Origin of the sequence: Brevibacillus laterosporus (assembly GCA_007833815.1) — a bacterium.
In the GTDB taxonomy this organism is placed as follows: Bacteria; Bacillota; Bacilli; order Brevibacillales; family Brevibacillaceae; genus Brevibacillus_B; species Brevibacillus_B laterosporus_D.
This window is the reverse complement of sequence record CP033464.1, coordinates 4,586,320-4,612,950: the sequence shown is the minus strand read 5'-3', so window position 1 is coordinate 4,612,950 and position 26,631 is coordinate 4,586,320. Positions and strand designations below refer to the sequence as shown.

Genomic DNA, 26,631 nt, shown 5'->3' with positions numbered 1-26,631 from the left:
TTTGTATCGATCAGGAATTGAAAAATTTATTGGATGAACAAAACCTGGATTTATTATATGAATATATATCCCGATTCCAACCTTACGATTTAGCTGAAATGTTCATACAATTTGAGCATGAAGATCAATTGAAGTGGATTTCCATGCTCCCCATTCCGCTAGGCGCCGAGATCCTTGAATATGTAGAACCGGAATTGCAGTACCGCATTCTGGATCGAATCAACACTGACACTGCATCTTCATTGCTTAATGAAATGTCAAGCGATAAAGTAGTGGATTTGCTTTTGGCAATCCATCCTCACCAAGCGGAAAAATTAATGAAATTTTTGCCGCCCGATTACAGGGAGAAAATCAGTACATTGATGACCTTTTCTCCTGATTCGGCAGGAAGTCTGGCCACAGTAGAATACATTGCCGCGCGGAATTCCTGGACCGTTGACCAAGCCTTGCAGCATGTCCGGAAAGTCGGGCATGAGGCAGAAATTGTTTCTTATATTTATGTTCTGGATACTCATGGCAAGTTAGCCGGTATCGTATCACTTAAAGATATCATTCTGGCAAAACCGGACACACAGCTAGAGGAAATTATGAAAGAGGATGTCGTCACGGTTCCTGCAGAGATGGACCAACAAGAGGTTGCCTATATTTTATCAAATTACGATTTGTATGCTATTCCTGTGGTCACTTCTGACAATCGAATGATTGGGATTATAACCGTAGATGATTTGATTGATGTCATCCACGAGGAAGCAACGGAAGATTTCCAAAAACTAGGGGGGAGTCAACCGTTAGAAGAGCCTTATTTTAAAAATTCCATTTGGGGTTTGTTTCGCAAACGAATCGGGTGGCTGCTGATATTATTTGTTGCCGAGGCTTATACAGGGAATGTTTTGCGGCACTTTGAAGATACCCTTTCCGAAGTCGTCACTCTGGCTTTCTTTATTCCATTATTGATCGGAACGGGGGGGAACTCGGGAACGCAAACCGTCACTACATTGGTTCGCGCATTGGCAATGGGTGAAGTGAAGTTCAAAGACATTTTCAAAGTAATGAGAAAGGAAGTATCTACAGGAGTTTTTCTCGGACTTTGCATGGGAATTGTGGCACTGATCCGGGCAGAGTTTTTGGGGGTAGGCTTCGATGTTGGAACCGTTGTTGCGGTCACCGCCATCTTTATTGTCGTTTGGGCTTCCTTAGTCGCGGCGGTTTTGCCACTGATTTTGCACAAATTGAAAATAGACCCTGCTGTGGTATCAGGCCCATTTATTGCAACATTGGTAGACGGCACCGGATTGATCATTTATTTTACCATGGCAAAGCTGATGTTGAATTTATAATGTTTGAAGCTAATGACTGTTTTTCTGTAAGGGTAGCGACAGGGTTGATGTTGGCGCTACCCCTAAATAAAATCATTGGTGTCAGAGCATAGCAATACTAGACTATGACCACACCAAACGGGTGCGTTTTTCTTTTCCCCCTTAATATGTGAGCCATGTCATAACCGAAAGACTGCTAGCGAAGATAGAGGCGCTTGGAGATGATCTATCAATTCATTCGAGACATGATGCATATGAAATTATCACGTATTTACCAGGTGTTTTTATTTTGGTGCATTGCAATCTCTTGATTAATATATCTATGGAGTATTAATCAGTAGCTAGGAAGACGCTCATTCTAATTGTCTTACATTCACAAGTAGGAAAAGCAAATTGTTTTAACAAAGAGCCTTTGCTTTACATACAGTAAGTAAGGACAATTGACTATTCCAATTAAAAATGGAGGAAAATGAATGAGTAACTCACACGTGCCAGACTATTCTTATACTAACCAACCGTATTGGGTTGTACCTACGGCTACGGACGATCAACAAACGATGCCTCATCCTATTCTTATGGAGGCTAGACAACTCGCTCCTAATCAACTATTACTTACGTATGACCAGCCGACTGATTTAGCATCAGCAACAACAATATCTAATTATTGGATAAGAAGTAATATGACTAATCCCACTGATATTGCCAGTCTCGGAATGGGAGAGGCACTTACGAAAGCAAATGCGATACGCCCTGAAATGGGAATGATAACACCGGTTGATCATTCGAGAATGAGATTTACTATGACATTTAGGGTTAGTGCTTTCTCAGGTGTCTTTTATATAGTACTCCCTTGTTTTGTTAACTTAGAGGGAAGAACAGGTTATATGGGAGAAAACTGGGGGCCTTTCAGTAGAAATGTGTTTATCGGAATGTAAATTGCCAGGAAGTCTAGGGCTAAGACCATCTGCTCAATTTTATCGTCTGTGATAAACACTGAGCGGTATGAAAGACTAACAGGTAACAATAGTGTAATACACATAACCAGTCGAACATTTTATTTTTGTGTTGGACTGGTTTTTTGGGGGGCAGAGAATCAGTCTGAAACTATTTTTCTAACATCAAAAGGACAAACGTTCACAGAGTCACAGAAAGCGGGCAAGGTGAGCTTTTAGAAAGAGAAGAAGATAAGAGGCGCTTGGAGATAATCTATCAATTCATTAGAGACATCATAGATTCTATATATGGTAGAGGGTGTAAATATGAACTATAAAGTAACTCCTCGAAGCATTGGGCTAGATACTGGAAAAGCAGAACTCGCTGCAGAAGAGATGAATCAGTATTTAGCAAACCTACAAGTCATGTTCATTGAGATTCATAATCTTCATTGGAATGTGGTGGGTATAAGTTTTTTCAATATCCATGAAAAAACTCAAATGCTCTATGAAAAAGTTGGAGAGGGTATTGACCTGATAGCAACAAACACAGACGTTCACAGAGTCATAGAAAGCGGGCAAGGTGAACTTTTAAAAGGATAAAAAGGTAAGGTCAAAAACCTCCGCAATGCCAGCGCTAGACCGCGTGGAAGTCTGCTGTAAAAAAAGTTCCCTAAATGAATTTTCAAATGAAAGAGTACAAAGAAAATGGCACATTTTTCAAAAGTTAGTTTTTATTTGTTGTCTGAAACCTTACATAATGACTATTTTGTATATCGAAAAACTTGTAACTATTTCCCATATGTTTCGTCATAATTTACATAGTCATACATATATAATTCGCTGGGAGGATTCTATGAAAAAAAGTATTTTAGTAAGCTTGTTGGCCTTAGCCGTAAGTGTAACACCAACAGCGTTTGCCTCGGAGACCAGTAACCCAGCACAATCTAGTAAAACGAAAACAGAAGAAACACAATTGTTGCTGCAATTCCCTCTAGCAACTGATCAATATCGAGTTTTTGCCGATTTTAGTGAGAAAATCGATCCCGAAACCAAGGTAAAAACTTTACATAACGGTATTGATTACGTTGCTCCAAAAGGAACATCTATCGTTGCCGCAAATGATGGTGTTGTTATGTTCGGGGGTAGTCTAAAAGGATTTGGAGAAACGATAATCATCGATCATAATTCAGAGTTCATGACCATTTATGGGAGCATTAAACCAGGATCTTTTCTTGTCAAAACAGGAGATTCTGTAAAAAAGGACAAAAAATTGCTGAAGCGGGTTCGTCTGAATCAACCGGAAATCAACTGTATTTTACCGTTTATAAACAAGGGAAACCTGTAAATCCAAACGATTTTTTAAAGCAGTCAAGCAAGTAAATACACACAGTCACCTATCGTTTAGATTAGTTGGCTGTTTTCTCTTCCTCAAAACCGCATGACTGGCAAGGCATATCAATCACATAGCAATCATCTTCATCCATCGCGAATTCTGAACCACATTGAGGACACTTACCTTCTTCGATGCAAAATCCGCAAGATTCTTTTCCATACCCGAAATGCTCGTAGTAACCGTAAACGTAGCCCCATCCTTTGCATTCTTTGCAATGATTCGGATGTTGGCGGTCATAATCAGCTCGTTTTTCATTCGCAACTAACAGACAGGCAGGATGATGTAAGTATTGTTCCGTGAAAATAAAATTGTAGACTGTAAAATAAAGTAATAGACTGAAAAAGAGTTTGAGCTAACGGGCAGTTTTCGCTCCAAGTAACGTTAACACTTCTTCCCCAGACATTTCAAATATGACAGTCAGCTAATTCCAATCGTATTTATTGGTAAAAACAAATTATAGTAAAGCGAGAGAACCTTACTATGAAATCTACTAAACATTTCAAGATCATACTTTCCTTGTGTCTCACTTTTTTACTCGTTCCTCATGTCGTACAAGCAGAACAACAGATCACCACGATGAGTGCAGATATCCCGACAGAGAAGGAGATTCAGGTGCCACCTGGTTTGACAGAACCATTCTTTGTTCCATTTATGAGACCGCTTCTGGATGCGGACCCACTGTTTAAGGGGCGTCAACCGTTCCCATTTTTCGCGCTTGTATCCCCCACTGGAAAAATAATAGCAAGTCAGGAATTCACGGATTGGCCTGGTTACATCAGTCCGCTCAGAAATGGATATGGCTTCTTTAAAACAGGAGCTATGTTCAAGTACAGCGAGTATATTATTTACGACAAGCAAGGAAACATCCAGGAAATGGCTTCGTACGACAATTCGTTCTCGCAAATTGATGGCGAATGGTTTTTATCTTCTGACAATGGACAGTCTTACTTTTACAATGTCCGTACCAAAACCACCAAACAGCTTACCGGTGAGGAACAATGGTGGAGTATATCCGATCAATATACAGGTAAAATAGCGTACGATATTCATCACTACCCTTTTGTGCAATATCAAAAAAGTAATGGAATAATTACATCCCACAAATTCGGTTTAAAAGATATGAATGGAAAAGTATTCTGCAAACCATTTTTCGATGAATATATGGGATACAGCGAAGGATTACACCGTGTAAAAATAAACGGCATGACTCACTTCATCACTCACGAAGGAAAAGTCGTATTGAAGCCTTCACGGAATTACAAGGTGGAATCAAACTTTCATTCGGGCGTAATCATCGTATCAGGAAAAAAGGATAAGGAAGAATTTTATTTGCTGATGGACAAAAAAGGGGCCTTCGTATCAAAAAAGTACGCTTTTATTAAGGAGACGAATGACGGACAGTTTATTGCTGTTTCGAAAACAAATGACGGATTTTTCTTTCAGAAAATAAATGCCATGGACAAAGCTACTACAACACTGAGTTATAAGCTGGATAAACCAGAAGAACTGAAGCAGCTGAATCAGACCGGCAAGCTGTATCACACAGATACACATATCATTACGGACATAGCGAATCAACAGCCATTCCCATTTTCGCACAAACTGCTCACGCCTCCGAGAAATGAGACGGTTGCAATTGAATACACAATAGCAGGTATTAAACGAATGGGTGTGTTTACACATGGAGGAAAACAAATATATGCGAGACAGGTGAAGTAGTCGATCGATGCGATACGTATTCGCTATGAACGAGAATAAATTGTATTTAAAAAACCCTTCAGTTACGTGAAGTACATCCCTTAAAGTAGACATTGGAAAAACCCTCGAGGTTATCCGATGAACTTTGATAATGTCCCCTTTGAGTGGACAGGTGAAAAGCGACGAAGATTCATCTCATGATAAAATCAGGGGTATTCTCAGATCAATCATAAAGATGTCAGTAATTGCTTGTGGAATGACTGTATACAATTGAAGCGGCCACTCACAGAGTGACCGCTAGGAAACTTATACGACTATAATAAAGCTCCAGTAAAAGTGATTCCCCCAATAACTGTTGCCGTGCCACCACCAACAATTAGGGCGGTTAATGAGTACGTAACATTACCAGTTCCAGGAGTTAAATCAACGTGATTTATACTCGTGGTACCAAACGAGTTTGCTCCAGATCTTTGATCTATGGTACTAAAAATAACCGTAGAGCCGCGTAGAACTTGGAATTGAACTGATGGATTACTTGTTTCGCTTTGCCAACCAATTACTCCAGTTAACCAGACACGGTTTGAAACGGAACTTCCCGTAATTGTGATTGTGTGTAATGTGATTGGGATAGTAGTTAATGCAATTGCAGAACTACCACTAGTATTGGGGGTATTTTCGGAAACCTGGAAATTTAAAAAGCCTCCAGAAGTTCCGGTTGCCCCAGTAGCGCCAGTGATACCAGTAGCTCCCGTAGTCCCGGTAGCGCCAGCGATGCCAGTAGCTCCCGTAGCCCCGGTAGCGCCAGCGATGCCAGTAGCTCCCGTAGCCCCAGTAGCGCCAGCGATGCCAGTAGCTCCCGTAGCCCCAGTAGCGCCAGCGATGCCAGTAGCTCCCGTAGCCCCGGTAGCGCCAGTGATACCAGTAGAACCCGTAGCCCCAGTAACGCCAGCAATGCCAGTAGAACCCGTAGCCCCAGTAGCGCCAGCGATGCCAGTAGCTCCCGTAGCCCCAGTAGCGCCAGTGATACCAGTAGCTCCCGTAGCGCCAGTAGCGCCAGTGATACCAGTAGCTCCCGTAGCCCCGGTAGCGCCAGCGATGCCAGTAGCTCCCGTAGCGCCAGTGATACCAGTAGCTCCCGTAGCCCCAGTAACGCCAGTGATACCAGTAGCTCCCGTAGCCCCAGTAACGCCAGTGATACCAGTAGCTCCCGTAGCCCCAGTAACGCCAGTGATACCAGTAGCTCCCGTAGCCCCAGTAGCGCCAGCGATGCCAGTAGCTCCCGTAGCCCCGGTAGCGCCAGTCGGACCTACATCACCAGTAGCCCCGGTCGGACCAACATCACCGATAGCGCCAGTGTCACCAGAAGCGCCAGTCGGGCCAACATCACCGGTAGCGCCAGTGTCACCAGTAGCGCCGGTCGGACCAACGTCGCCAGTAGCGCCAGTCGGACCAACGTCGCCAGAAGCGCCGGTCGGACCAACGTCTCCTGTAGCCCCAGTCGGACCAACGTCTCCTGTAGCCCCAGTCGGACCAACATCACCTGTAGCGCCAGTCGGACCAGTGTCACCAGTAGAGCCGGTCGGACCAACGTCTCCTGTAGCGCCAGTCGGACCAGTGTCGCCAGTAGCGCCGGTCGGACCAACGTCACCAGTAGCGCCAGTCGGACCAACATCACCAGTAGAGCCGGTTGGTCCAACATCACCAGAAGCGCCAGTCGGACCAGTGTCGCCAGTAGCGCCGGTCGGACCAACGTCACCAGTAGCGCCAGTCGGACCAACGTCGCCAGTAGCGCCAGTCGGACCAGTGTCGCCAGAAGCGCCGGTCGGACCAACATCACCGGTAGCGCCAGTCGGACCAGTGTCGCCAGTAGCGCCGGTCGGACCAACGTCACCAGTAGCGCCGGTCGGACCAACGTCACCAGTAGCGCCAGTCGGACCAGTGTCACCGGTAGCGCCAGTCGGACCAGTGTCACCGGTAGAGCCGGTCGGACCAACATCACCGGTAGCGCCAGTCGGACCAGTGCCGCCAGTAGAGCCGATCGGACCAGTGTCGCCAGTAGCGCCGGTCGGACCAACGTCACCAGAAGCGCCGGTCGGACCAACGTCACCAGTAGCGCCAGTCGGACCAACATCACCAGTAGCGCCAGTCGGACCAGTGTCACCAGTAGCCCCGGTCGGACCAACATCACCAGTAGAGCCGGTTGGTCCAACATCACCAGAAGCGCCAGTCGGACCAGTGTCACCAGTAGCCCCGGTCGGACCAACATCACCAGTAGAGCCGGTTGGTCCAACATCACCAGAAGCGCCAGTCGGACCAACATCACCAGTAGAGCCAGTCGGACCAGTGTCACCAGTAGAGCCGGTCGGACCAACGTCGCCAGTCGGACCAGTGTCGCCAGTAGCGCCGGTCGGACCAACGTCACCAGTAGCGCCAGTCGGACCAACATTACCAGTAGAGCCGGTCGGACCAACGTCGCCAGTCGGACCAGTGTCGCCAGTAGCGCCGGTCGGACCAACATCACCGGCAGCGCCAGTCGGACCAACGTCGCCAGTAGCGCCAGTCGGACCAGTGTCACCGGTAGCGCCAGTCGGGCCTACTCCTGCACCAGTATGCAATAATACGATGTCATCAACAACTATATCTGCTGTTGATAGAGTAGGAATCTTTTCGATAATAAGCAAAGCTTGAGTCGCTGTTGCCGGCACAGCAGAAGTTGTTTCGTAGATTGTAGTCCAGTTATTAGTTGCATTATCGGGAAGGTGACCTATTGGAATTGTAATATTCAGTCCGAGATTAATAGGGGCAGCTAATACATCTAAATAGAAAAGGACAATATTTACTTGTGGGCTAGTCAAGTTTCCAATTTTTGCGATGGATAGAAAAAATTCAAAACTATCTCCAGGTGTTACGGGTACTGCTTGAAACAATAAACCATTAGATGTATTTCCAAATAATAGTGCACTAAAAAAACCGGAGTGACTCTGTAGATTAGTAATGGCTACATTTGAAAAGCTCCATGGGATCAGGGTTCCCGTTTCAAAATCTCCATTTACAATTTTATTGGTAAAGGGCAAAATAAACCACCACTTTCATAATGAGGTTTAGATGCTAGTACATTATATGTTGACTCATCTATCTTTGAAAGGGCACGTGTCATAGGAAAAAAAACAATTTTTGAAAGGAATAGATCGTTATTGAGTAAAAGAACAAAATATGAATATAAAATGACTTCGAAAAGTAGCCCAATCTAATAAAAATATGATGAGAATATAGATGAAATTCAAATTGTATTTCTTATATAGAGATATTTAAACAATATAAATAACAGACCGCTCCAACAAAAGGAGATCGAGGAGTAATTGAATCTGCATGGGTATGGGTAGATAAGTTTGATTCAACGTTTAAGCAAATCAAGTTGAAGAATGACGAAGAGTATTTCTGGATACCGGGGAATATACGAAAAAGTTACAAGATGAAGGCTTTTCAAGACAAGAAGCCCTACAACTGACTATAAATTATCAAACAAACTTGATGATGCTTGGTAAGAAGTAAATAAAAAAGGCTCTTTTCGTAATTATTGTTGCAAATTGAGGTGACAAGAGACTAACTCTTGTCGAGACTCCGAATGAATGTAGTAACATTGCCTAAACAACAGGCTCCTTGTGGATTATTAACCTCACACCCACAGCGATTGGCTTGAACTTGTTCACGAATATGGTCCATCGGATGTTGATTTTCATGAACCGCTTGTATTAAGCGTTCTCTCGTCCATCCAAAACAGTAGCATACAGACACATCCAACGCATCGTCTTTCTGAAACACCGATACGTTGAGCATATTTTTGCCAAAGGTCTGCAAATCGCTAAAATAGACAACTTCACAAGATGGATTAGAGCAAAATGCGTAAGATAATTCAGGATGTATGGTTTCTAACGCTGTCGGTTTAAGCAATGCTTTGAGTGTAATCAATTGAACACTTTTGCCCTTTTGATGACAAACAGGGCATTGGTTAGGCGTTGTTGGCTTTTCTGTGGATGTTTGACAACAGCTATCCATTTCTAATCACTCCTTATGCAGTTTTGAAGGTACGATCAGGTGAAAAATTGGCTTTCTTACACGCATCCAACACTATTGTTTTATCCACCATTCACAAACAAATGTTCTGGGTATCTTGTAGCAGATACCTCGATTAGCAACAATCTTTTAGAAAAGAGCCATAAAAAAAGCCCCCTCATCGGAAGCGTGAATTTAACTTGGATAAGCAATATTATACCACGCAAAGCCGTTGAGGGGGAGTTGGAACGTGAAGAAAATGAAACCTGATCAAACTGATTTAATCGAAAATGAGGTGATAAGCGCCCCTTTAGTTGAAAATCTTTTTACCCTCGTTATCTTAGCCAATGATCAGGGGTATTTATATAATAAGGTAGTTTAGTATATTGATTCCCTTTAGCTGAATTAGCTTGAGATTGTGTCAAGAATATACAATCAGTCAGATCCGCATTGCTTAAATCTGTATCCCTTAAGTCCGCACCGATAAAATCTACTTTTCTTAAATCAGCATTACTTAAGTTAGCTGCAATCAAAAGTACTCCTCTTAAATTTGCCCCTTTTAGATCAGTACCTTTTAAATTTGCTCCTAAATAGTCTAGCCCTTTATTAATCTTTCTTTTTTTATTCGTTTGAACAAAGTCTTTCCGAACTAAATCGCTTGTCCTGACTAATAAATCGTTAACAGTATTTCGATGAGTAGGTATGTCTACACTTAAAATTTCTTCAGGTGTCCTGTTTGTCATTTGTACAGTTTCATCATAAGCGTTTTTTAATTCTTTTTGAAATGGCTTCGTTTCTGTTAGCCCTAAGGCTTGGCTGAGATAACAGAGCATTTCATGTAACTGTTGAACATTAGGGAATACTGCAAACATCTCACTTGATTTTTGCATGTTATTTCGCCAATCATTTCCTTTATAAATACTCTGCGAAACATGTTGTCCAGCTCCAAAACATTCATAAGAGACACATCCACGAAAGCCCTTATCTCTTAATTGGTCATGTATACTGCAGCGATTATCAGTACATAAATTACGGCAAGGTTCCCCACCGTCTTTATTGAATGAAAAATCTGCTGATTTGGCATAAGGTAAAGCAACACAACACAAGCCAAAACAATTTTCGCAATCAGACATTAAATAGTCATCCATTTAAAGAACACTTCCTCTTATTTTATTACCCTTAATTTTATACCATTCAAGTATAGACGTTATGCTTTGTGATGTTTATTCCGAAATATTCTTTCCGTTAATTTCCTGTTGTTAAGTCGAAGTCACTGCGTAGCCTGAGTAAGCTCTGACCTTTTGTTAAACTAACCTCCCGTTAGTGACACAACGAACTAAATACTGTGTCATAATAAACTATACTGTAATACTAAATTGCTATTATGCAGAAATACCACATTAAGTTACTTATCTGCTGCTAGTTTTTAAAGGACGCTAACCAGCGTCTTTTTCTTTTGCCCAGCGTTGGGATTCCGGGGTTCGGTAGGAAACTACCACAGCTCGATGGACTTCGGGACCCGAACGGTGGGTAAAAGTGGGGTGTGATGTATGGAATAAAACAAAGGATTAAACGTAGGTTATTTTGAAGAGGAAAAAGCGCGCAATATGGCTTTGGTGTCCAAGTAGCTTCCTTCTACAGAAGAAGTGAATCCAGATGAAGAAAAGGACAAAGAAACAATCACGGATGTGGCGTTAGAAGATCGGTTAAAACTTAAAGAGATTGAAGTTGAAGCGGAGGAGACAGTCCTTCGTTTTTTTAATGCCGTAAATAAGCGGTTTGCTAACTATGAGGCTGATGATGACGGCTTGATGGGGGAGTTCCTGATTGTAAAATCGGACAATTCACTCACTAGCAAGAGAGGAATGATTATTCTATAGCCTAGATCCCAGTTTCTCCTTTTGTATCGTTTTCGGATAACATCAAATTCATTTAACTGGATTTGTTATTTAGAACGGGACTTCACATCGTTATACAAAGTCCAACAATTAATTCATATTATTACCTATATATTTTGTTCTCATAAAATAAGAACTAATGTTTCTTTTAAGAGGAGAATTATCATGGCTAGTAAAATTCTTGATCCGTTAGTAACGAAATTTATTTTACCTGAACACGCTCAGATGTTATTTCAGCTTTACGAGGATAAGAAACTGATTGAAAAGCCAATCATTGAAGAGAATGAGTTAGCCGAGTTATGTTATCGGATATCTGACTTCACGTCATTACGACTACGCTCTTACAATTAACTGGTGGAAAGCAACAAAGGGAGATAGGGGAGTAAGTGAAACAGCGTGGGGTTGGATTGAAAAGTTCGATTCACCGTTCACACAAGTTAAACTGAAAAATGATGAGGACTTATCTATTGAAATTGGCAGTAGCCCTCTGACGGAACACAAGCCGTTGGAGAGCTTTTGATATTTTCATATTTTGTGGTACTGCCAAGGGTCCTACCAACAAAACGCGGATATTATACACTAACCCCTGATAGAGCAGGCTATATGCTGCAATCTTGTATTTTATAGATTTTTTTTCGAATAAATATGTAAAGAAATGTACATTGATAGTAATCCAATTAATAACGCAATACCTAAAGGAAGCCAATCTATAATTATTCCAGGAATTAATTCAATAAAAGAAAAATCCAAGGATAGGTTTGACGATTGCATCCATTTTAAAACAGTAGGAAGTACAAAAGGCGTTAAAAAAATTGTGAAGAATGAAATATATCTTGTTTTCTCATAACCTAGATGAATTTGAATAGGTATTAATATTCCAAAGAAAATAGAAACGACCAATAATGCTATGCCGATATTCAAAGGAGTTAACCGTTCTAAGCCAACGGATGATCCAATTACAGTTGCTAGGTTATATAACAAAAAACAGCCCATAAAGATCAAAAGAACAAATAGGTATTTTCCTTTAATGATACCATTTCTTGTATAAGGGGTTGTACATAGTAGTGCAGCACCTTTATATTTCTCTTCTGACATTGAAACCATATTAAATAAAATAAATTCTGCGAATAGCACAGTAATAAGAAAGCTTACAAAACTACCGCCACTAAATTCTAACTTTGAATAGAGATAGATTGGTCCTATAACTGCAAAAAGTAGCATGGGTATAATATATTTTTTGGCAAGAATTAAATCCTTTTTTACAAGATTAATAACCATTTCCATTCCCTCCTATATAGGCTAACATTATATTTTCAATCGATGGTCTCTCTATAATGACATCATTCATTTGTTCTAGGATCACTTCCTGTTTATCTGTAATACCCTCAAACCCATATGCTGTTTGATGCAACCTTAAGAATAATTTTTCAGTATGTTGATTAATGAATTGATTGTCGCCTTTTATTAAAGCATGACGGTCTAATAATTCATCTTTACTTTCATTTAATATAATTCGACCATTATCAATGAGGATAAGTACATCTGCAATTTTATCTAAATCAGAAGTTATATGAGTTGAAAAAAATACACTTTTTCCTTCCTCATTCATAAATTCTGACAGTATCTCCATTAACTCACTTCGAACAAGTGGATCTAGACCACTTGTTGGTTCGTCCATTATTAATAAATCAGCATGATGAGAAAGAGCTAACGTAATGGCAAACTTCATGCGCATACCTTTTGATAAATGGGAAATTTTTTGATCCAATCTTAAATCAAATCGATTGATATTCTTTGAAAATACGGATTCATCCCAGTTACTATAAGCAGGGGCGATTATACTTTTCATCTCCAGTAATGTCATTTCTTCATAGAAATATCCTTCATCCAATACGACACCTATCTGATTTTTTATTTCTTGTTCATGTTTTTCTAACTCTTTTCCCTTGAAACGTATATTTCCAGAATCCTTTCTATAGAGCCCGAGTATCGTTTTTATAGTACTCGTTTTCCCTGACCCGTTAATACCAATAAAACCAGTAATACAATCTTCCTTTAAAGAAAAATTGATATTATCTAAACTGAAGTTACCTAATTCTTTATATAAATTATTCACTTCTAAAACATTCTTCATTGTTCATCATCCTCTTCAAACAGTATATCCATCATTAAATATAGTTCTTCTTTCTGAATACCTAGGTTTTTAGCCATATGCCATACTTCTGATAAGTTTTTTTCTACTAAGTGCTTTTTAGCCTCCATTAATATATCTACATTTTCTGATGCTACGAAGGATCCTCTACCTGCTTTTGTTACAATAAAACCCTCTTTTTCTAACTCCTCATACACCCTTTTTGTTGTAAGTACGCTAACCTTAAGATCATTTGCTAATGAACGAATAGAAGGTAGCTGTTCTCCTTCCTTTAATTCTTCACGAAAAATTGCTGATTTAATTTGGTCCTTTATTTGCTGATATAATGGTTGGCCAGAATTATTTTTAATAATAATTTTCATGATTGTACCCCTCGTTATTCTAACTGTATATTATAATAATACACAGTATGCACACAATCAATACACTCTAGAATGCATTTACGATTAAATTCTATAAATGGTAAAAAGACATCTTTAAGGTAAGTGGCAGAATGGTGGAACAAAATGGTAGGAAATAAGCGAGATAAGATTGAATATATTACTTTAAATGATCTGGAATACTTAAGGTCAAACCATGAAGTCGTGCAGAATGCAATTGGAAATTTCTTGCAGAGTCGATCGCATTCACCCTCCTTATAGTATCTACCGACATTAAGCGCAAGCCCTATCTTACGAAATGACAAGTCTATCCTCTTTTATCATGGTCCCAGAAAAAGTTGTATGATTACAAGGACTTCTGTCTAACACTTTATTTTCGTGTTTCGACTGGCTTTTTCTGTAAGAGGATTGATTAATCTAATACTATTTTTAAAAGGTAAACGCATTTTCAGATTTAAAAACGGCATTTAGCCAAATAGACCCACACAAATGGGGCGTTAGCTTACAGTTTACTTTTGTCAAAGGTTCGGCAACTGAACCTGTTATTGTACGAGGATTTGGAGGTGCATTCGATTGATTCTCAAAAAGCCTAAAGCGTTATCCATGATCGAGCAGGAGAAAAAAGAAGCGCAAATGCCATTAGAACGCTTGGTGAAGAGTTAGCCCTTTTGAGACTCGACATCATCCAATTGAAAGGAGGCAGCCAATAGTGCGATTTTGGTCACTCGCGTATAGATGCAATTGGTTTACTGCTGAAAAACCGCGTAGAGCAGTAAGGACAGACGATACTGATTTGGAGATTACATGAAGAATACAAACAAATCACAGGAATAGATTTTTAGAGCCTTTTCCATTCGGAGAGGCGTTTTTTCATGGGGAGTCGTATATGCGGCTCTCTTTATTTTTGCTCCATAGATAGGGGAAAGAAGTCGTGAGTTTAAAAGAGTTCGGGGCTTCCAGCGTCTTTGCTGTTTTAGGAACGACGGCTAGTACATTTTTAAGTCTGTATTAGAAATATATCCATAAATAAAAAATGCATTGTTTTCTTCTTTATAAGGGATTCTAAGCTTTTGTAAAATTAGACGGAAACTCTCAGTTATGTCAATCAATTCAGGAGGGATAAGTTTTCCCACTTAGTGTTATTCATAATTGAACATAATCGCTTCTGGGTAACAACTTCATGTACTCTTTTCTTAAAATCTTGTTCTGAGACCATAAAAAACCCTCCTGTTATATTCGCCATTTCTGATTCACCGATTTTATTCTCTCCTCTTCGGCAATGTAACTGCCTGTACAATGCCTAATTGTCCAAGATAGGCATTTAATAATAAATTTACTTAACAGTGATCATTATATTGTTCTAAATTAGCTTGTACAGATTCGCTCAGAATCTTTTTGATCGCTGTAATAGGGAGTTGATCAAATGAATTAAAACGAATACACCCCTTACCTACTTTGAGAGAATGTAACAGTTTTATGTTTCTTTGCAATACAGGTGTGTTTAAGATATACAGGCTAATATACTGTTTTTGTGATGCGAATGCAAAAAGTTGCCCATTTAGTTCATAATAGGGCATCTTGTATTTTACCAGTTCTTTTGCATTAGGCGCTTCCTGAACTAACAGAGTACGAAGTTTGTTTAAATCATCTCGTCGGTCTTTGGGAGCATTTGCAATGTATGCATCTACTGTTTCAATATTCTGGGACACTTTATAATCAACTCCATTCGTGAGCCATCTTAGTGTGAAGAAAGCATTAAAGAGATATGTTCGTCTTTTTATAGACAACTCCTTTTCTAATCTATGGTAGCAACCTTCTTTTGTCCTATTAGGGGGTACCGCTATGGTGCTATCCCTTCATGAGCAATTGTGTAGATACCCCTGCATGATATTGAATGGTTATATCCTATTCCTCTTCCTTTTTATTTCCCCATACCTTAAACAAAGCGTATATACATGAGGCTAGTATAAGTAAGCAGATTATCATATCTAACATAGTTAATCCTTAGTATGGTGTAATTTTATTTTTTAGGGTAATGATAACGTTTTTTCATGTTGGAAATGGCATCCACCAATGTGCCAAATAACACCACAGATTTGTATTCTTTTTCAATGTACTTGGCATAAATCTCATTCTTTTTAACTTCAGCCTGAGAAGTGCTAGCTTGCATGGAATCAGCGGCTAGCCCCTTCCCCATGCTCAGAGGTTGAAATAGAAAGCAAACCATTAGGAACTAGACATTTTTGACGAAAGAATTAGAGGTATGGCGATGTTTTAGTTGGTTTATTTGTAATAGGTGGAACAGAAGCAGTCTCTTTGACACCTGCCCAGCTTATTTGCCATTACTTATTTTTTCATCTACAATATCTATGTAAAAAAATGTGTAAATTTTTATTGGAGGAATGACTTTATGGCACTTCACAACTGGGCGTATATATATTTATCTCCAAAATTTAGTCCAGAAAAAAACACAACGACCACCCAAAATGAAGAGTGTAAATTTACTGCTATTGGGATTGATTTTGAAGAAAAAGAACGTGTAATACAAATTGCACAGCAACTTGTGAAAAATGGAGTTCAAATGATTGAATTATGTGGAGGATTTGGACCTATATGGATTGCTAAAGTAAGCGAAGCTATAAATAATGCTGTTCCTGTAGGAAGTGTTGCATATGGACCTGAAGCGCGAAAACCAATGCTAGATTTGCTCGCGCCGGATAATTCAGATAAATAGTGAATAATGAAAAAGAGCATTTTTTCTGCTCTTTTTTTATGTGTAACAGCGTTGGGATTCCTAGGTTAAATGTTAGAGCGTATATATATTGTTTTAGAAGGGCATAAAAACTTCGAATTTCTGAAATTAACGTGGTTTCAGCCGGAGATAGTGTTGAACGAAAAGAAACAAGGTATGTTTGTGAATCACTTTGAAAAAATTATTTATGAAAAAAGAGCGCCCATGTGGTGCTCTTTTTTCAGGGGATAGATTGAAGTTCTTTATTTATTTTGTGAATCTATGACAGAAAAATTTGTCTGTTCCATTTGAAGTGGTTGTAAAATATGTTCTGCAACGTATTGTTCCCATGTCTGATGGGTAATACTCTCCACAGTAGAGCTAATCGTTGCATACATTAAATTGTTATATAAATAACTAGCACGAAACAGTGATTCACGTGGTAAATATTTGATTTTTTCAACGACCTCTTTTCGACTTAACGAATGAATGTACCATAGCAAGTCGTGCCGACCAATACCAGAACGATGAGAAGCTAAATCACGAGTAGTAATTTGCGCATTAGCAACTATAACGGATAAAGAGAAATAAGGAATATAAGATTGAACTGGAGTATCCCAATCGAACTTTTTTTGCTGTTCTAAAAGGCTTAAAGAAAATGTACCAAATGCTTTTGTGGTAGAACCGATTGCAAACCGTGTTTGGGGAGTAACAGGTTCTTTCTTTTCTAAATTACGATACCCAAAACCTTTTGAAACAATGATATTTCCATCTTTTACAATCGCTATGGCAGCTCCTGGAACATGTAAATCCGCCATCATTTTCTCGAGCTTTGTTTGTAAGGTACTGACCAGAGCAGTTTCAATTGTAGTCATTCTTCTAACCTCCAGATAAAGGAAGTCATTCCAGACGGGGAAATTGGCTAGATAATGCCTGTATCGAGTCATTCTTTTCTCATCTGAAGACAGAAATGATGTATCGATGCTCTCCAAAATCACTTGAGGAATTAAATCAAACGGTTGAAACATATATAGCCTTTTATAATCAGAGTCGTTTTCAGAAAAAACTTGGCGACCGCTCACCGATTGAGTATCGGGAAACGATCGCCGTGTAACAATGGGTTTTTAGGCAGTCTACTTGACAGGATTATGACCATTAATCGGGAGGGTTTTCATTTTTTCTTGACAATCATCTCTGCAACCATTTTGCTTATTTTCATGAAATTTCGCAACCAAGCATTAGCTATTTAAACAATTTATTAATCACTTTAAATATATCAGCTCTGTCGATCCGAAGGCTTGCGTTCCTACGTGGGCTACTTTGTAGGTGAGATGGGGACTATTTTACGCTTATTTTTCATCAATAGATGAAAATTTGTATGCTTTTTTAAGAAGAGTCTTAGGTACACTTAAGTTGTAAAAAATCAACCAGAAAAGAGGAGAAACAACAATGGAAAATAACAATTTGATACAATCTTTCGTCATTACTTCTGATCCTCAATATCCTTGGACTCCTTGTTCAGATAGTTCAAGCTCACCTACATGTCCAGAAGATGCAGATACTAAAAGAAGACGTTCTGAAGAATTGATAAGAGAACAATACCAAAATATTAATTCATATACTGATACTGTATCAAATGCATCTGTGCTTATAAATGGGGATATTACTGCCTATGGACATAATTCGCCATGGAGCCCAGAACAACAATGGGATAAAATGAGAGATTTACTTAGGATATTAAAAAAACCTTATTATTTTGGTTTAGGTAATCATGACATTGAAAATAATAAAGGTCAATGTGCTTTTGATAGTTGTTTTAGGGCATCTATGCAAAGGTATATAAATCATGTTAAAAGTCATAATTTACCGTCATCTCAATTTGATTTTAAGAGTGATTTCATTAGTGGTATGGGTTCTTCTACTACAATAGAATCAGGAAGTTTTGGTTATGCTGTAGATTTTGGACATATATATTCTATACAGTTAAATAATTTCCCTACAATGAAATCAGAATCTTTAGTTATTGGTTATACTGTAAGAATGTTTGAAAATTTGAATTGGTTGGAAGAACAACTTCGCATTGCTAGGGCAGCTGGGAAAATCATTATTGTAAATGTTCATAAGCCAGATAGTTGGGCTGGAGGACCTAATCAAAGATTTAAAAATTTATTAAAAGATTACGGTGTTGCGGCAGTTTTTTGTGGTCATTATCATTTTAACTGTGGGGATTATACTAATAACAGTTCTTATAGTCAATATTTTGGTGACATTCCTGTTTTTTTATCAGGTAGTGCATCACAAAGAACATATTTAATTTTAGAACATCATTTTGAAACAGAATTCAACTCAAAATTAAATATATATTCAGTAAGAAGCAATAACTGGAGGGAGAGAACACTAGAAAAAAGCATTGTAATACCTGTTTCTGTTCCTGGTGTTTTTAAAATTGTAACTACTTTAAATAATTCAGGGGCTTTACATAAAATGCCTGATAATAATGTTGTATTATGGGAGAAAAATTATCCAGGTGCAAGTGTTCATCAAAAATGGGAAATTGTATATGATCTAAGTAAAAAAGCCTATCAAATAAAATATAACCAAGAATCAAATCTAGTTTTAGCTTGGAATGTTCCAGATGCTCACAATGTTTTTGCTACACCTAATCAACAAAAAGAAGAACATTATTGGATACTAGAATATTTAGAAGAAGAAGATTCCTATATAATAAAAAATAAACGAGATCCTAAATACGTATTGGATGTAGATGGTGGTTATGCTGGTAATGGTACAAATATTAAAGTAGAACTACAACATGATTTGAATAGCCCATATATTAAGGCTCAAAAATTCAAATTAGAAAGAGCATAATTTTTTGTCCTGATGTAAAAATCCAAATGATTACATCCCACAGGCTATCGTCTTTATGGCGGTAGCTTTTCATTTGTGCAATGCGCTTCTATTTGGTGGAGATTATCTTGAGGCTGGAAATTAGCCTTTATTGAGGCAACGGCTGCTATCGGGAAACCTAACAGTACCTCTTACATTTACATACAATGTATTGCTTGTGGGACTGTTAAACAATCTCAATTATTTAACCAACAATATCAGCTCTGCTGAACCGAAGGTTGTGTTCTTATGTGGGCTATTTTGTAGGCGAGATGGGGCCTTAAATCATTTATACACGCAAAATCCCTCTAGGAAGTCTAAAGCGTAAAATAGTTCCTATCTTTCTCAAGGTGGGGACTATTTTACGCTTATTTTTCATCAATAGAGGAAAATTTGTATGCTTTTTTCGGAAAGATTCAGAGATATACTTTGTTTGTAGAGGAGGGGGGATATATTATGAAAAAACGATAGACGACTCATCTTGAATTGGGTAGTCAATTTAGAAGTGAATAAATATTTTAGGATGTGAATCAATTTCTCTCTATATGACTTATTTTGAACCTCTCATGGCTAAAGCCACGAGATTCCTGCGCTGTCACTTACAACGAAGTGAGAATTAGCAGGCTAACCCCGTAGTTCCTACGGTTATAGCAAAACTTGTACGTTGGACCCTGCTCTTTCACATACTGCTTGGTTTTCGCTTTTCAGTGAGAGAGGGCGAATGTGGCTTGAACATTTTACGTGGTGAAGCCTTTCTCACCACAACCCCATATGGTCAGTTTTCAATGAGCAATCTGTAGAGGAATATTATACCATGTTTTGTCTTGCCATCCCAAAAGGGATTTCAACAAAAGCACTATTTCATCTCACGACTAAAGTAACGAGTGTTCAGAGAGCAAGAAATAAATGATGTAAATATTGGAGGTAAAAACATGAATAAAAACGACAAAAATAAGTATGAGATAGTAGATGATTCACAAAATTCATCCCATATTTCAAATAGGTACCCGCTAGCAAATAATCCAAATCAAAAATTACAAAATACAAATTATAAAGATTGGCTAGCTACGTCTAATAATACGAGTCTTGTAGATTTTGTTCCGTATGAAGTTACTTGGTTAGGTGCGACTATAGCTGCAATCACTATAGTTGCTGCGGTTGCAAGTATGTTTACACTCGGCCCCGGCCTTCTTATAGTCGGTGGTATATCTGCTGGAGCTTATGTACTAGCTTCTATAGTCCCTCTTTTATGGCCTGCAGATCAAGATAATACATTCGATCTAGTTATGGAAGCAACAGAAAAATTGATTGATAAAAAAATATCTGAGTTGGTACGAACATTGACAGAAGTAAAAATTAAAGAATTACAGGCTCAATATGATGATTATAAATTGAGTTTTAATCACTGGGTAAGATATCCCCACGATCCAAAAGCAATAGCTGATGTAAAGGCTAGCTTGGGGAATTTTAATTATGCGTGTGTAGGAGCTATGGAGGCCCTTTCTATGAAAGGGTATGAAGTAGCACAGCTGGGGGCTTATGCACAAGCAGCCAATCTGCATTTACTACTTCTACGAGATGGGATTTTATATGCAGATTATTGGAATTTAGCTAAAGATGCCCCACCTGGAGAGCTTAATTACGAAAGATTTATAAAATACAGAAAGGACTATATTGATTATTGTTCACATTGGTATAACGAAGGTTTAATAGATGCAGATGAAAACAATAATGGACTTGTATACCAAAGAACTATGACAATTTTAGTATTAGATGTAATTGCAATGTTTCCAATGTATGATGCACGTCTATATAATAAGCCTGTTAAAATGGAATTTTTGACAAGAACAATTTATACAGATCAAATAAATGGAAATCATGGAAAATCTATATATGACAGAAATCTATTTCGTAGGTTACAAGAAGTAGAATTATACACAAATAAAATAGGTGGGACATCATTACTGGTGGGGCATTGTAACAAATATAAAAGAATGGATGATGAGATTATTACAGGTGATTTACAGGGGTATGTATCGGCTGATAAAAAACCTTTAGATTTTGACTACAGGAATGTTTATCAGGTTAAAACAACAAGTTACGCGGGTAGAAATATTAGAGAAATGATTTTTAAGGGAACAGGAAATAATGAGTGGAAATATAATATTGGTCAAGGCGATTCAATACAGTATAGCACCATACCACAGGGGATGGAATCAAGTATAAGTTATAATAACTATAGTCATTATTTATCAGACTGTATTTTCAGTTCGGTCGTCTTAGACAATGAAAAATATATATTTGGCTGGAACCATACAAATGTTGACCCTACAGGCAATTATGTAACAGATGCAGAAGAAGATGAACAAGAAAATTACAATTATCAAATCTCACAAGTTCCAGCTGTGAAAGCTAGTGAACTTATAAATAATAATAGTCCTGCAGGTGGTATATCCGTTGAGGAAGGTCCATACTTTACAGGAGGAAATGTACTTTTATCATCAGTAAAGTTATTTCCGAATCAACCTGGTATTGGACAGACTGATATGAAGATTAAGTTGCCAATAATACAAAAAAGTTTCAAGCAACCAAGCAGAAAATATCGTATTCGGATGTATTATGCTGCTAATCATGATCATAGTATTGTGTTTAAACAACCTGGAAATAACAATCAGGGTTCCAAAATATCTTTTAAATCAACATGTAACCTGGAACAGGATCATTACAAAGCGAAATTTGAACATTTTAAGTATGTAGAAGCAGACGTACCAACAATATTTGGAAGTGATGGAACAGTAACACTGTGTACTTTAGAATTATCATATGCTGATAGTGTTGTACGTGCGGCAAATGGGTGGCCACTTTGGTTAATGATAGACAAAATCGAATTTATTCCGGTTGAGTCGTAAGCGGAAAATAGTTCCTAGGGTCTGTCAAAAGTTTTGTGTAAACCCTGTGAAGCCAGGTAATAGTATCCTTTATTCCCCTACATGAAAAAACACCTATGCTACCTGTTTCCTATACTCGTATGGGGACAGGTAGTTTAATTTCTCCTGAATTCGTTCTTCATTGTAAAAACAGATGTAATTCTCTACTTTTTGTATTACCATTAGGTTTGTTAGGATCTCTCTTTTTAGAGAGGCGAATTCTTCCGACTTTAGCGAGGAGTGGAAGGATTCAATGACAGCATTATCATGGCAATTCCCCTTTCGGGACATGCTCGTGATAATGCTTTTTTCTTTTGCTTTGCTTTGAAACGCGTATGACGTATACATTGAGCCTTGGTCACTGTGGAGAAGGGCACCTGCTGCCTCCCTAGTATGTATTGCCTCCTCCAGAATTTCTAGTACGAGAGAAACATCTTGTCGGTCACTTATTCGGTAAGCGATGATTTCGTTGTTATACAGGTCCATAATTGTCGATATGTAATATCCGTAACCCACTTTTCATTTGGTTTCGAAGCCGTAAAATCCCTGTTACGTTCATTCGCTACAACAATTCTGCTCTCCCCGTTGATATACGTCTTACGTTTTGGCTTGGTGCGACATTGTAGATTTTTCTTCTGCATAATCCTTTGGACAGTCTTACGATTCACCTGTTTGTTATGCTTACGACACAGTAGAGCTCGTATCTTTCTGTGACCAAAACGATATTTCCGACACAACTGTTCAATTAAAGTTGGAAATTTCCCCCGAAAACTCTCTACAACCTCCATTATAATTGATTTTTCCACCTCCTTTCTCCTTTGTCGTTCGTTCCAGATACTTTTTTAGGACTTCAATTTGCATCTCTAATTGTCGGATTTTTAGATCCTTCTGAGTCATCTCGTCGAGATGACTTGAACCGCTTTTCCCATACTTATACTGCTTGCCTACAGGTTGGGAAAATCGATGTGTTTCCCCGTTTCGATACCACTTCATCTAGGTTTTAATTTGCTTTTTATCTTTGATTCCTAACTGCTCCAATAAAAATATGATTCAGGAGGTGCTTTTTCCTTGTCTCAATTTACTGGGTCACTTCAGTCCATTATATAGTGGGGACTATTTTACACTTAATTTTCATCAATAGATGAAAATTTGTATGCTTTTTCTATGAAGATTGAGAGATATACTTTGTTTGTAGACGAGGGGGGATATATTATGAAAAAACGATAGACGTATTATGCTATATTGTGTAGTCAATTTAGAAGTGAATAAATATTTTAGGATGTATAAACGATCAATCAAATAATCTTGGATCCTAGAGGAGTGAAAAAAATGTCTCCTGTTTTTCCCTATTATTTTGACGATGGGCAAACTACATTCCATGGTACATTTTCAATTAGCAAACTAAAAAAAGCGTACCATGATAACTATGATTACTTTCAGCTTCATTTTTTAGAAGGTACATTTTTCATCAAAGATGTGTATCAAACTAAGATATATGAAGAGAACTTCAAGGGAATAAAAGCTGTTATAGCTTTAAAGAAAGAATATTTACAAGAAGAACCTTCCACTTATGAAAAAGAAATTTGTTTCACTAGTCAAAATCGAGCAAGAAGAAATCAGTATGGGTTAATGGTAGTAAATGTTGATATGGAAGAGAAGCTTCCTACTAAAAAAATGTTACATTGGTTGTTACATGATCAAATAGAAAATCTGTTTATTGGAAATGAAAAGTATTTGGTAACAATTACATGATGAAAGAGGAGGATATAGTATGAAGAAAAGAAATGTAGATAGTCTTAGAATTTATGATTGGACTAAAACGATTGAGGATGTAAAAAATCGAGATAGTAAAATGTTGAGAAATGTACCAAGTTCGTTCTATCAAGAAATGAAAGATTCTTCTATGAGTGCAAAAGTACAAGGAAATTGGGGCAATTGGGAGCTAACGGATGAAGGATCGGGACAATATCCCATTTTTAAATGTTATATAGAAAATGGAACCTTCGAAGTAGATACAAACAACGAAAAAGCTACGCATCATTTACAAAATTCCTGGATTAAAATTTGTCTAAAGATTGAAGATAGTCAAACAGAAATGTATGTCATTTCGGAAAAAGAAGATACTTTATACAGCATCAATCATGCTTTCCATTTTAATAGCGGGCATGGAATGGTATCTATTCTACTAGAAAAGTTGCTTGTAACTTGGTTTAAAGAACATAGACACCTATTACATCAACAAATTAATACCTATAACATTCAATACAGTACTTCAAATGACTTATCATTGATGGGATGGGATACCAGTTATGTGACTTCGTTCTCGAATGTAAATAAAAATATTCAACAAAAAAAATTATATCCAGAAAAATTCTATTATGAATTCACGGATACTTCATTAGGATTCCCGCTTGAATTCAGCTTGAACGGAACATTTGATTCGTGGGAAATCACAACAGGGGCAGATGGCCAAAATGTAAATTTCATTTGTAAAATTAATGAAAACAGTTTCCTTCATTATATAACTGCTGATAAAATGTACAGACTTGCTTCTAGAGAAGATCCTAATCCTGTTCTTGAACCTTATATGAAAATTCAGTTAAAATTAAAATACTTGAATTCAACAGAAAAAACTATTACAGATTCTACTGGTAAAGGAAATGGGTATCAAGTTGATTTAAAAGTGAAAACTGATCAGGATACAAGCGGGGATCAACCAGTAATCCTAGTGAAAACCCACTTTTCAAATGAGATACCTGAATTGATAGCAATGTTCGTAGAGATAATGTTTAAAAATTGGTTTAATGAAAACATCGATAAATTCGAAAATATCTTTTCACATCTCCTTTTGGAGGAAACTGCCAAAGATGAAAATTTCCAATGGCTAAAGCCAACTGATAAGTATTATGGTGTAGCAGAGGGAAAGGATGAAAATGGGCAACCAAGTTTAGATACAAGTGTATTCGCCGTTATGACAATGGTAGAAAATCGTAAGAATAATTACCCACAACATACAGTAGATGCCCGTTTATTACACGCAGTTAAGAATGCAAAGGATACAAATGACTCAGCCTTTGGCATCGATATGCCATTATTCGTAGATAAATGGCTGGGACGAGGTCTCAATATTATGCAGGTTGGTACACCAGACCAATTCGAGAAAACGGACAACGGTTTGTTTATTCAAAACAAAGAGAGAATTCAGTTCGGCACGGTATACGATCATAATGAAAATGAGGTACCTTCTTATGTTGATCCTAAAAAATTTAGACTAGGCATTACAAATAATCAAATGGTCTTAGATATAGAGGACCTTACATGGGAGCAAGCTAGGGGAATAATTGGACATGCCAACTATACACAACACTATGGTCTTAGTCTTAAAAGTGGTGTTGACGAGTTAGGTAAAGAATACAAAAATGTATTAGTTCCAAGTGAAGAGGGTGAGGCTACACTTACACTCACTTATACTCTTGAAGATTGGTATCAAAGGGAACAATTAATTATAGAAATTGCTACAGGACTAGCCTTGTCAATCGCAGCAGGAGCATTTTTTTCAGCTACCAGCGCCGTATTTAGACAAGCAAGTGCCTATATCAGTCAACAATTCTCCAAAATCGGGACCACTATGATGAGGGCAGTCATTTCTCTAAAAGAGCTATTAAAAAGAGCAGGAACCAATGCTTCTCAAGCAGCCAGAAGGGAAATGATAGAATTAACCACTTTCAATATTACCCGAGCCCCTTCCTATGTTGGGCTTAACTCGCCAGGAGTAATGTACCAAGTGCTACAACAGCCTCGTACACTCTGGTCTAGAATCTGGGAAATATCATCAAAATCAGCCCTAGTATTTACTCAAATGGCGGTAATTGGAGCTGCAGGAATGCTACCAACTGCGATAGCTAAATATCTTGATTATTTAGCAGAAGAACATTATTCCGAACTTCCAACCATCGATGCGTTTCTTGCTAATTGCGTAGGAGCTGTAAAATGGCCGGATAATAGCGAACTTCAAGTGGAAACGGCCCGGCTCCAAGGGATTTATTTAATGGGTGGGAAATTAATTAAGTAATAGGGATATTTGGATAGGAGTGACTTAAAGTTTACACTTGACTAGACTTCTACTGGATGAAAAAGGTTGAATATTAGTAACAGAACATACTGAATTTTCTTATAATTGATGCGAGCATGTCATATTACATTTATTCTTCTAAAAAAATGAAGCATTAGAATAGATGTTGGCATTGCTCGCTTATCTATTA

At 38.2% G+C, this 26,631-nt stretch carries 25 protein-coding genes and 2 pseudogenes; 16 read left to right on the top strand and 11 right to left on the bottom strand.

The window, feature by feature from the left end; genetic code table 11:
• Window positions 1-5 precede the first annotated feature (5 nt).
• The 5 genes and pseudogenes from mgtE (at window position 6) to EEL30_22675 (ending at window position 5,363) form a co-directional block, all read left to right on the top strand.
• Window positions 6-1,337, top strand: coding sequence for a magnesium transporter (mgtE, locus tag EEL30_22695; GenBank protein ID QDX95862.1), 1,332 nt, complete (start codon window positions 6-8; stop codon window positions 1,335-1,337).
• A 536-nt stretch (window positions 1,338-1,873) separates the two neighbouring features.
• Window positions 1,874-2,251, top strand: coding sequence for a hypothetical protein (locus EEL30_22690; GenBank protein QDX95861.1), 378 nt, complete (start codon window positions 1,874-1,876; stop codon window positions 2,249-2,251).
• A gap of 324 nt (window positions 2,252-2,575) precedes the next feature.
• Window positions 2,576-2,851, top strand: a complete 276-nt coding sequence (locus EEL30_22685; GenBank protein QDX94845.1) for a hypothetical protein — start codon at window positions 2,576-2,578, stop codon at window positions 2,849-2,851.
• A gap of 253 nt (window positions 2,852-3,104) precedes the next feature.
• Window positions 3,105-3,631: pseudogene (locus tag EEL30_22680) on the top strand (M23 family metallopeptidase).
• Window positions 3,632-4,124: 493 nt separating this feature from the next.
• Window positions 4,125-5,363 carry a hypothetical protein gene (locus EEL30_22675; GenBank protein QDX94844.1) on the top strand — a complete coding sequence of 413 codons (1,239 nt, stop codon included), beginning with the start codon at window positions 4,125-4,127 and terminating at the stop codon, window positions 5,361-5,363.
• A gap of 293 nt (window positions 5,364-5,656) precedes the next feature.
• On the opposite strand, the gene EEL30_22670 is transcribed toward EEL30_22675, so the two are convergent.
• Both EEL30_22670 and EEL30_22665 read right to left on the bottom strand, forming a co-directional pair.
• The gene (locus EEL30_22670) at window positions 5,657-8,416 is read right to left on the bottom strand and encodes an NTTRR-F1 domain (GenBank protein QDX94843.1); all 2,760 of its coding nucleotides are present in this window, start codon (window positions 8,414-8,416) and stop codon (window positions 5,657-5,659) included.
• Between the two features lie 529 nt (window positions 8,417-8,945).
• Window positions 8,946-9,398, bottom strand: coding sequence for a (2Fe-2S)-binding protein (locus EEL30_22665; GenBank protein QDX94842.1), 453 nt, complete (start codon window positions 9,396-9,398; stop codon window positions 8,946-8,948).
• Between the two features lie 39 nt (window positions 9,399-9,437).
• On the opposite strand from EEL30_22665, the gene EEL30_22660 reads away from it, so the two are divergent.
• Window positions 9,438-9,665, top strand: coding sequence for a hypothetical protein (locus EEL30_22660; protein ID QDX94841.1), 228 nt, complete (start codon window positions 9,438-9,440; stop codon window positions 9,663-9,665).
• A 65-nt stretch (window positions 9,666-9,730) separates the two neighbouring features.
• Here EEL30_22660 and EEL30_22655 read toward each other — a convergent pair whose 3' ends face one another.
• Window positions 9,731-10,543 carry a pentapeptide repeat-containing protein gene (locus EEL30_22655; protein ID QDX94840.1) on the bottom strand — a complete coding sequence of 271 codons (813 nt, stop codon included), beginning with the start codon at window positions 10,541-10,543 and terminating at the stop codon, window positions 9,731-9,733.
• 498 nt (window positions 10,544-11,041) lie between these two features.
• Here EEL30_22655 and EEL30_22650 point away from each other — a divergent pair, with 498 nt between their 5' ends.
• Window positions 11,042-11,275, top strand: a complete 234-nt coding sequence (locus EEL30_22650; GenBank protein ID QDX94839.1) for a hypothetical protein — start codon at window positions 11,042-11,044, stop codon at window positions 11,273-11,275.
• Between the two features lie 183 nt (window positions 11,276-11,458).
• Window positions 11,459-11,644 (top strand): hypothetical protein, encoded by a 186-nt coding sequence (locus EEL30_22645; protein ID QDX94838.1) that lies wholly within the window; start codon window positions 11,459-11,461, stop codon window positions 11,642-11,644.
• A 270-nt stretch (window positions 11,645-11,914) separates the two neighbouring features.
• Here EEL30_22645 and EEL30_22640 read toward each other — a convergent pair whose 3' ends face one another.
• Genes EEL30_22640 through EEL30_22630 form a run of 3 tightly spaced genes read right to left on the bottom strand, consistent with a single transcriptional unit; the run spans window position 11,915 to window position 13,807 of the window.
• Window positions 11,915-12,571, bottom strand: coding sequence for an ABC-2 transporter permease (locus tag EEL30_22640; GenBank protein ID QDX94837.1), 657 nt, complete (start codon window positions 12,569-12,571; stop codon window positions 11,915-11,917).
• On the bottom strand, window positions 12,561-13,427 hold the full coding sequence (locus tag EEL30_22635) for an ABC transporter ATP-binding protein (protein ID QDX94836.1): 867 nt from the start codon (window positions 13,425-13,427) through the stop codon (window positions 12,561-12,563). Before EEL30_22635 ends, EEL30_22640 begins: the two co-directional genes overlap by 11 nt.
• Window positions 13,424-13,807, bottom strand: a complete 384-nt coding sequence (locus tag EEL30_22630; GenBank protein ID QDX94835.1) for a GntR family transcriptional regulator — start codon at window positions 13,805-13,807, stop codon at window positions 13,424-13,426. The genes EEL30_22635 and EEL30_22630 overlap by 4 nt, the downstream gene beginning before the upstream one ends.
• 727 nt (window positions 13,808-14,534) lie before the next feature.
• On the opposite strand from EEL30_22630, the pseudogene EEL30_22625 reads away from it, so the two are divergent.
• A pseudogene (locus EEL30_22625) lies at window positions 14,535-14,667 on the top strand (XkdX family protein).
• A 495-nt stretch (window positions 14,668-15,162) separates the two neighbouring features.
• Here the strand turns inward: EEL30_22625 and EEL30_22620 are convergent.
• Window positions 15,163-15,669 carry a DUF1801 domain-containing protein gene (locus EEL30_22620; protein ID QDX94834.1) on the bottom strand — a complete coding sequence of 169 codons (507 nt, stop codon included), beginning with the start codon at window positions 15,667-15,669 and terminating at the stop codon, window positions 15,163-15,165.
• Window positions 15,670-16,235: 566 nt separating this feature from the next.
• Here EEL30_22620 and EEL30_22615 point away from each other — a divergent pair.
• Both EEL30_22615 and EEL30_22610 read left to right on the top strand, forming a co-directional pair.
• Window positions 16,236-16,559, top strand: a complete 324-nt coding sequence (locus EEL30_22615) for a hypothetical protein (protein QDX94833.1) — start codon at window positions 16,236-16,238, stop codon at window positions 16,557-16,559.
• Window positions 16,560-16,628: 69 nt separating this feature from the next.
• Window positions 16,629-16,808 (top strand): hypothetical protein, encoded by a 180-nt coding sequence (locus tag EEL30_22610; GenBank protein ID QDX94832.1) that lies wholly within the window; start codon window positions 16,629-16,631, stop codon window positions 16,806-16,808.
• Between the two features lie 11 nt (window positions 16,809-16,819).
• Here EEL30_22610 and EEL30_22605 read toward each other — a convergent pair whose 3' ends face one another.
• On the bottom strand, window positions 16,820-17,431 hold the full coding sequence (locus EEL30_22605) for a class A beta-lactamase-related serine hydrolase (GenBank protein ID QDX94831.1): 612 nt from the start codon (window positions 17,429-17,431) through the stop codon (window positions 16,820-16,822).
• Window positions 17,432-17,493: 62 nt separating this feature from the next.
• Between EEL30_22605 and EEL30_22600 the strand changes: the two genes are divergently transcribed.
• The 3 genes from EEL30_22600 to EEL30_22590 all read left to right on the top strand — a co-directional run bounded on the left by EEL30_22600 (window position 17,494) and on the right by EEL30_22590 (window position 22,351).
• Entirely contained in the window at window positions 17,494-17,670 is a 177-nt protein-coding gene (locus EEL30_22600; protein ID QDX94830.1) for a hypothetical protein, read from the top strand.
• A 335-nt stretch (window positions 17,671-18,005) separates the two neighbouring features.
• Window positions 18,006-19,424, top strand: coding sequence for a hypothetical protein (locus EEL30_22595; protein QDX94829.1), 1,419 nt, complete (start codon window positions 18,006-18,008; stop codon window positions 19,422-19,424).
• A gap of 950 nt (window positions 19,425-20,374) precedes the next feature.
• Complete coding sequence (locus tag EEL30_22590; GenBank protein QDX94828.1) at window positions 20,375-22,351, top strand: hypothetical protein; 1,977 nt, start codon at window positions 20,375-20,377, stop codon at window positions 22,349-22,351.
• Window positions 22,352-22,444: 93 nt separating this feature from the next.
• Here EEL30_22590 and EEL30_22585 read toward each other — a convergent pair whose 3' ends face one another.
• From EEL30_22585 to EEL30_22575, 3 genes are read right to left on the bottom strand one after another with little or no spacing between them, the layout of a single operon-like run.
• Window positions 22,445-22,855 carry a hypothetical protein gene (locus tag EEL30_22585; GenBank protein QDX94827.1) on the bottom strand — a complete coding sequence of 137 codons (411 nt, stop codon included), beginning with the start codon at window positions 22,853-22,855 and terminating at the stop codon, window positions 22,445-22,447.
• Window positions 22,816-23,157 (bottom strand): transposase, encoded by a 342-nt coding sequence (locus EEL30_22580; protein QDX95860.1) that lies wholly within the window; start codon window positions 23,155-23,157, stop codon window positions 22,816-22,818. The genes EEL30_22585 and EEL30_22580 overlap by 40 nt, the downstream gene beginning before the upstream one ends.
• Window positions 23,111-23,362, bottom strand: coding sequence for a hypothetical protein (locus EEL30_22575; GenBank protein QDX94826.1), 252 nt, complete (start codon window positions 23,360-23,362; stop codon window positions 23,111-23,113). The genes EEL30_22580 and EEL30_22575 overlap by 47 nt, the downstream gene beginning before the upstream one ends.
• Before the next feature lie 336 nt (window positions 23,363-23,698).
• Between EEL30_22575 and EEL30_22570 the strand changes: the two genes are divergently transcribed.
• Together EEL30_22570 and EEL30_22565 are read left to right on the top strand one after the other, a co-directional pair.
• Window positions 23,699-24,121: a hypothetical protein gene (locus EEL30_22570; protein ID QDX94825.1), complete on the top strand. Its 423-nt coding sequence runs from the start codon at window positions 23,699-23,701 to the stop codon at window positions 24,119-24,121.
• A 19-nt stretch (window positions 24,122-24,140) separates the two neighbouring features.
• Window positions 24,141-26,441 (top strand): hypothetical protein, encoded by a 2,301-nt coding sequence (locus EEL30_22565; protein ID QDX94824.1) that lies wholly within the window; start codon window positions 24,141-24,143, stop codon window positions 26,439-26,441.
• The last annotated feature ends 190 nt before the right edge of the window (window positions 26,442-26,631 follow it).

What these genes read in the sequence shown, in the direction of transcription:
- EEL30_22690 (QDX95861.1), top strand. Translation starts at nt 1,874, where the DNA reads ATGCCTCATCCTATTCTTATGGAGGCTAGACAACTCGCTCCTAATCAA.
- EEL30_22685 (QDX94845.1), top strand. Translation starts at nt 2,576, where the DNA reads ATGAACTATAAAGTAACTCCTCGAAGCATTGGGCTAGATACTGGAAAA.
- EEL30_22675 (QDX94844.1), top strand. Translation starts at nt 4,125, where the DNA reads ATGAAATCTACTAAACATTTCAAGATCATACTTTCCTTGTGTCTCACT.
- EEL30_22665 (QDX94842.1), bottom strand. Translation starts at nt 9,398, where the DNA reads ATGGATAGCTGTTGTCAAACATCCACAGAAAAGCCAACAACGCCTAAC.
- EEL30_22655 (QDX94840.1), bottom strand. Translation starts at nt 10,543, where the DNA reads ATGGATGACTATTTAATGTCTGATTGCGAAAATTGTTTTGGCTTGTGT.
- EEL30_22645 (QDX94838.1), top strand. Translation starts at nt 11,459, where the DNA reads ATGGCTAGTAAAATTCTTGATCCGTTAGTAACGAAATTTATTTTACCT.
- EEL30_22640 (QDX94837.1), bottom strand. Translation starts at nt 12,571, where the DNA reads ATGGTTATTAATCTTGTAAAAAAGGATTTAATTCTTGCCAAAAAATAT.
- EEL30_22635 (QDX94836.1), bottom strand. Translation starts at nt 13,427, where the DNA reads ATGAAGAATGTTTTAGAAGTGAATAATTTATATAAAGAATTAGGTAAC.
- EEL30_22630 (QDX94835.1), bottom strand. Translation starts at nt 13,807, where the DNA reads ATGAAAATTATTATTAAAAATAATTCTGGCCAACCATTATATCAGCAA.
- EEL30_22615 (QDX94833.1), top strand. Translation starts at nt 16,236, where the DNA reads ATGGCACTTCACAACTGGGCGTATATATATTTATCTCCAAAATTTAGT.
- EEL30_22610 (QDX94832.1), top strand. Translation starts at nt 16,629, where the DNA reads ATGTTAGAGCGTATATATATTGTTTTAGAAGGGCATAAAAACTTCGAA.
- EEL30_22605 (QDX94831.1), bottom strand. Translation starts at nt 17,431, where the DNA reads ATGACTACAATTGAAACTGCTCTGGTCAGTACCTTACAAACAAAGCTC.
- EEL30_22595 (QDX94829.1), top strand. Translation starts at nt 18,006, where the DNA reads ATGGAAAATAACAATTTGATACAATCTTTCGTCATTACTTCTGATCCT.
- EEL30_22590 (QDX94828.1), top strand. Translation starts at nt 20,375, where the DNA reads ATGAATAAAAACGACAAAAATAAGTATGAGATAGTAGATGATTCACAA.
- EEL30_22585 (QDX94827.1), bottom strand. Translation starts at nt 22,855, where the DNA reads ATGGACCTGTATAACAACGAAATCATCGCTTACCGAATAAGTGACCGA.
- EEL30_22580 (QDX95860.1), bottom strand. Translation starts at nt 23,157, where the DNA reads ATGGAGGTTGTAGAGAGTTTTCGGGGGAAATTTCCAACTTTAATTGAA.
- EEL30_22575 (QDX94826.1), bottom strand. Translation starts at nt 23,362, where the DNA reads ATGAAGTGGTATCGAAACGGGGAAACACATCGATTTTCCCAACCTGTA.
- EEL30_22570 (QDX94825.1), top strand. Translation starts at nt 23,699, where the DNA reads ATGTCTCCTGTTTTTCCCTATTATTTTGACGATGGGCAAACTACATTC.
- EEL30_22565 (QDX94824.1), top strand. Translation starts at nt 24,141, where the DNA reads ATGAAGAAAAGAAATGTAGATAGTCTTAGAATTTATGATTGGACTAAA.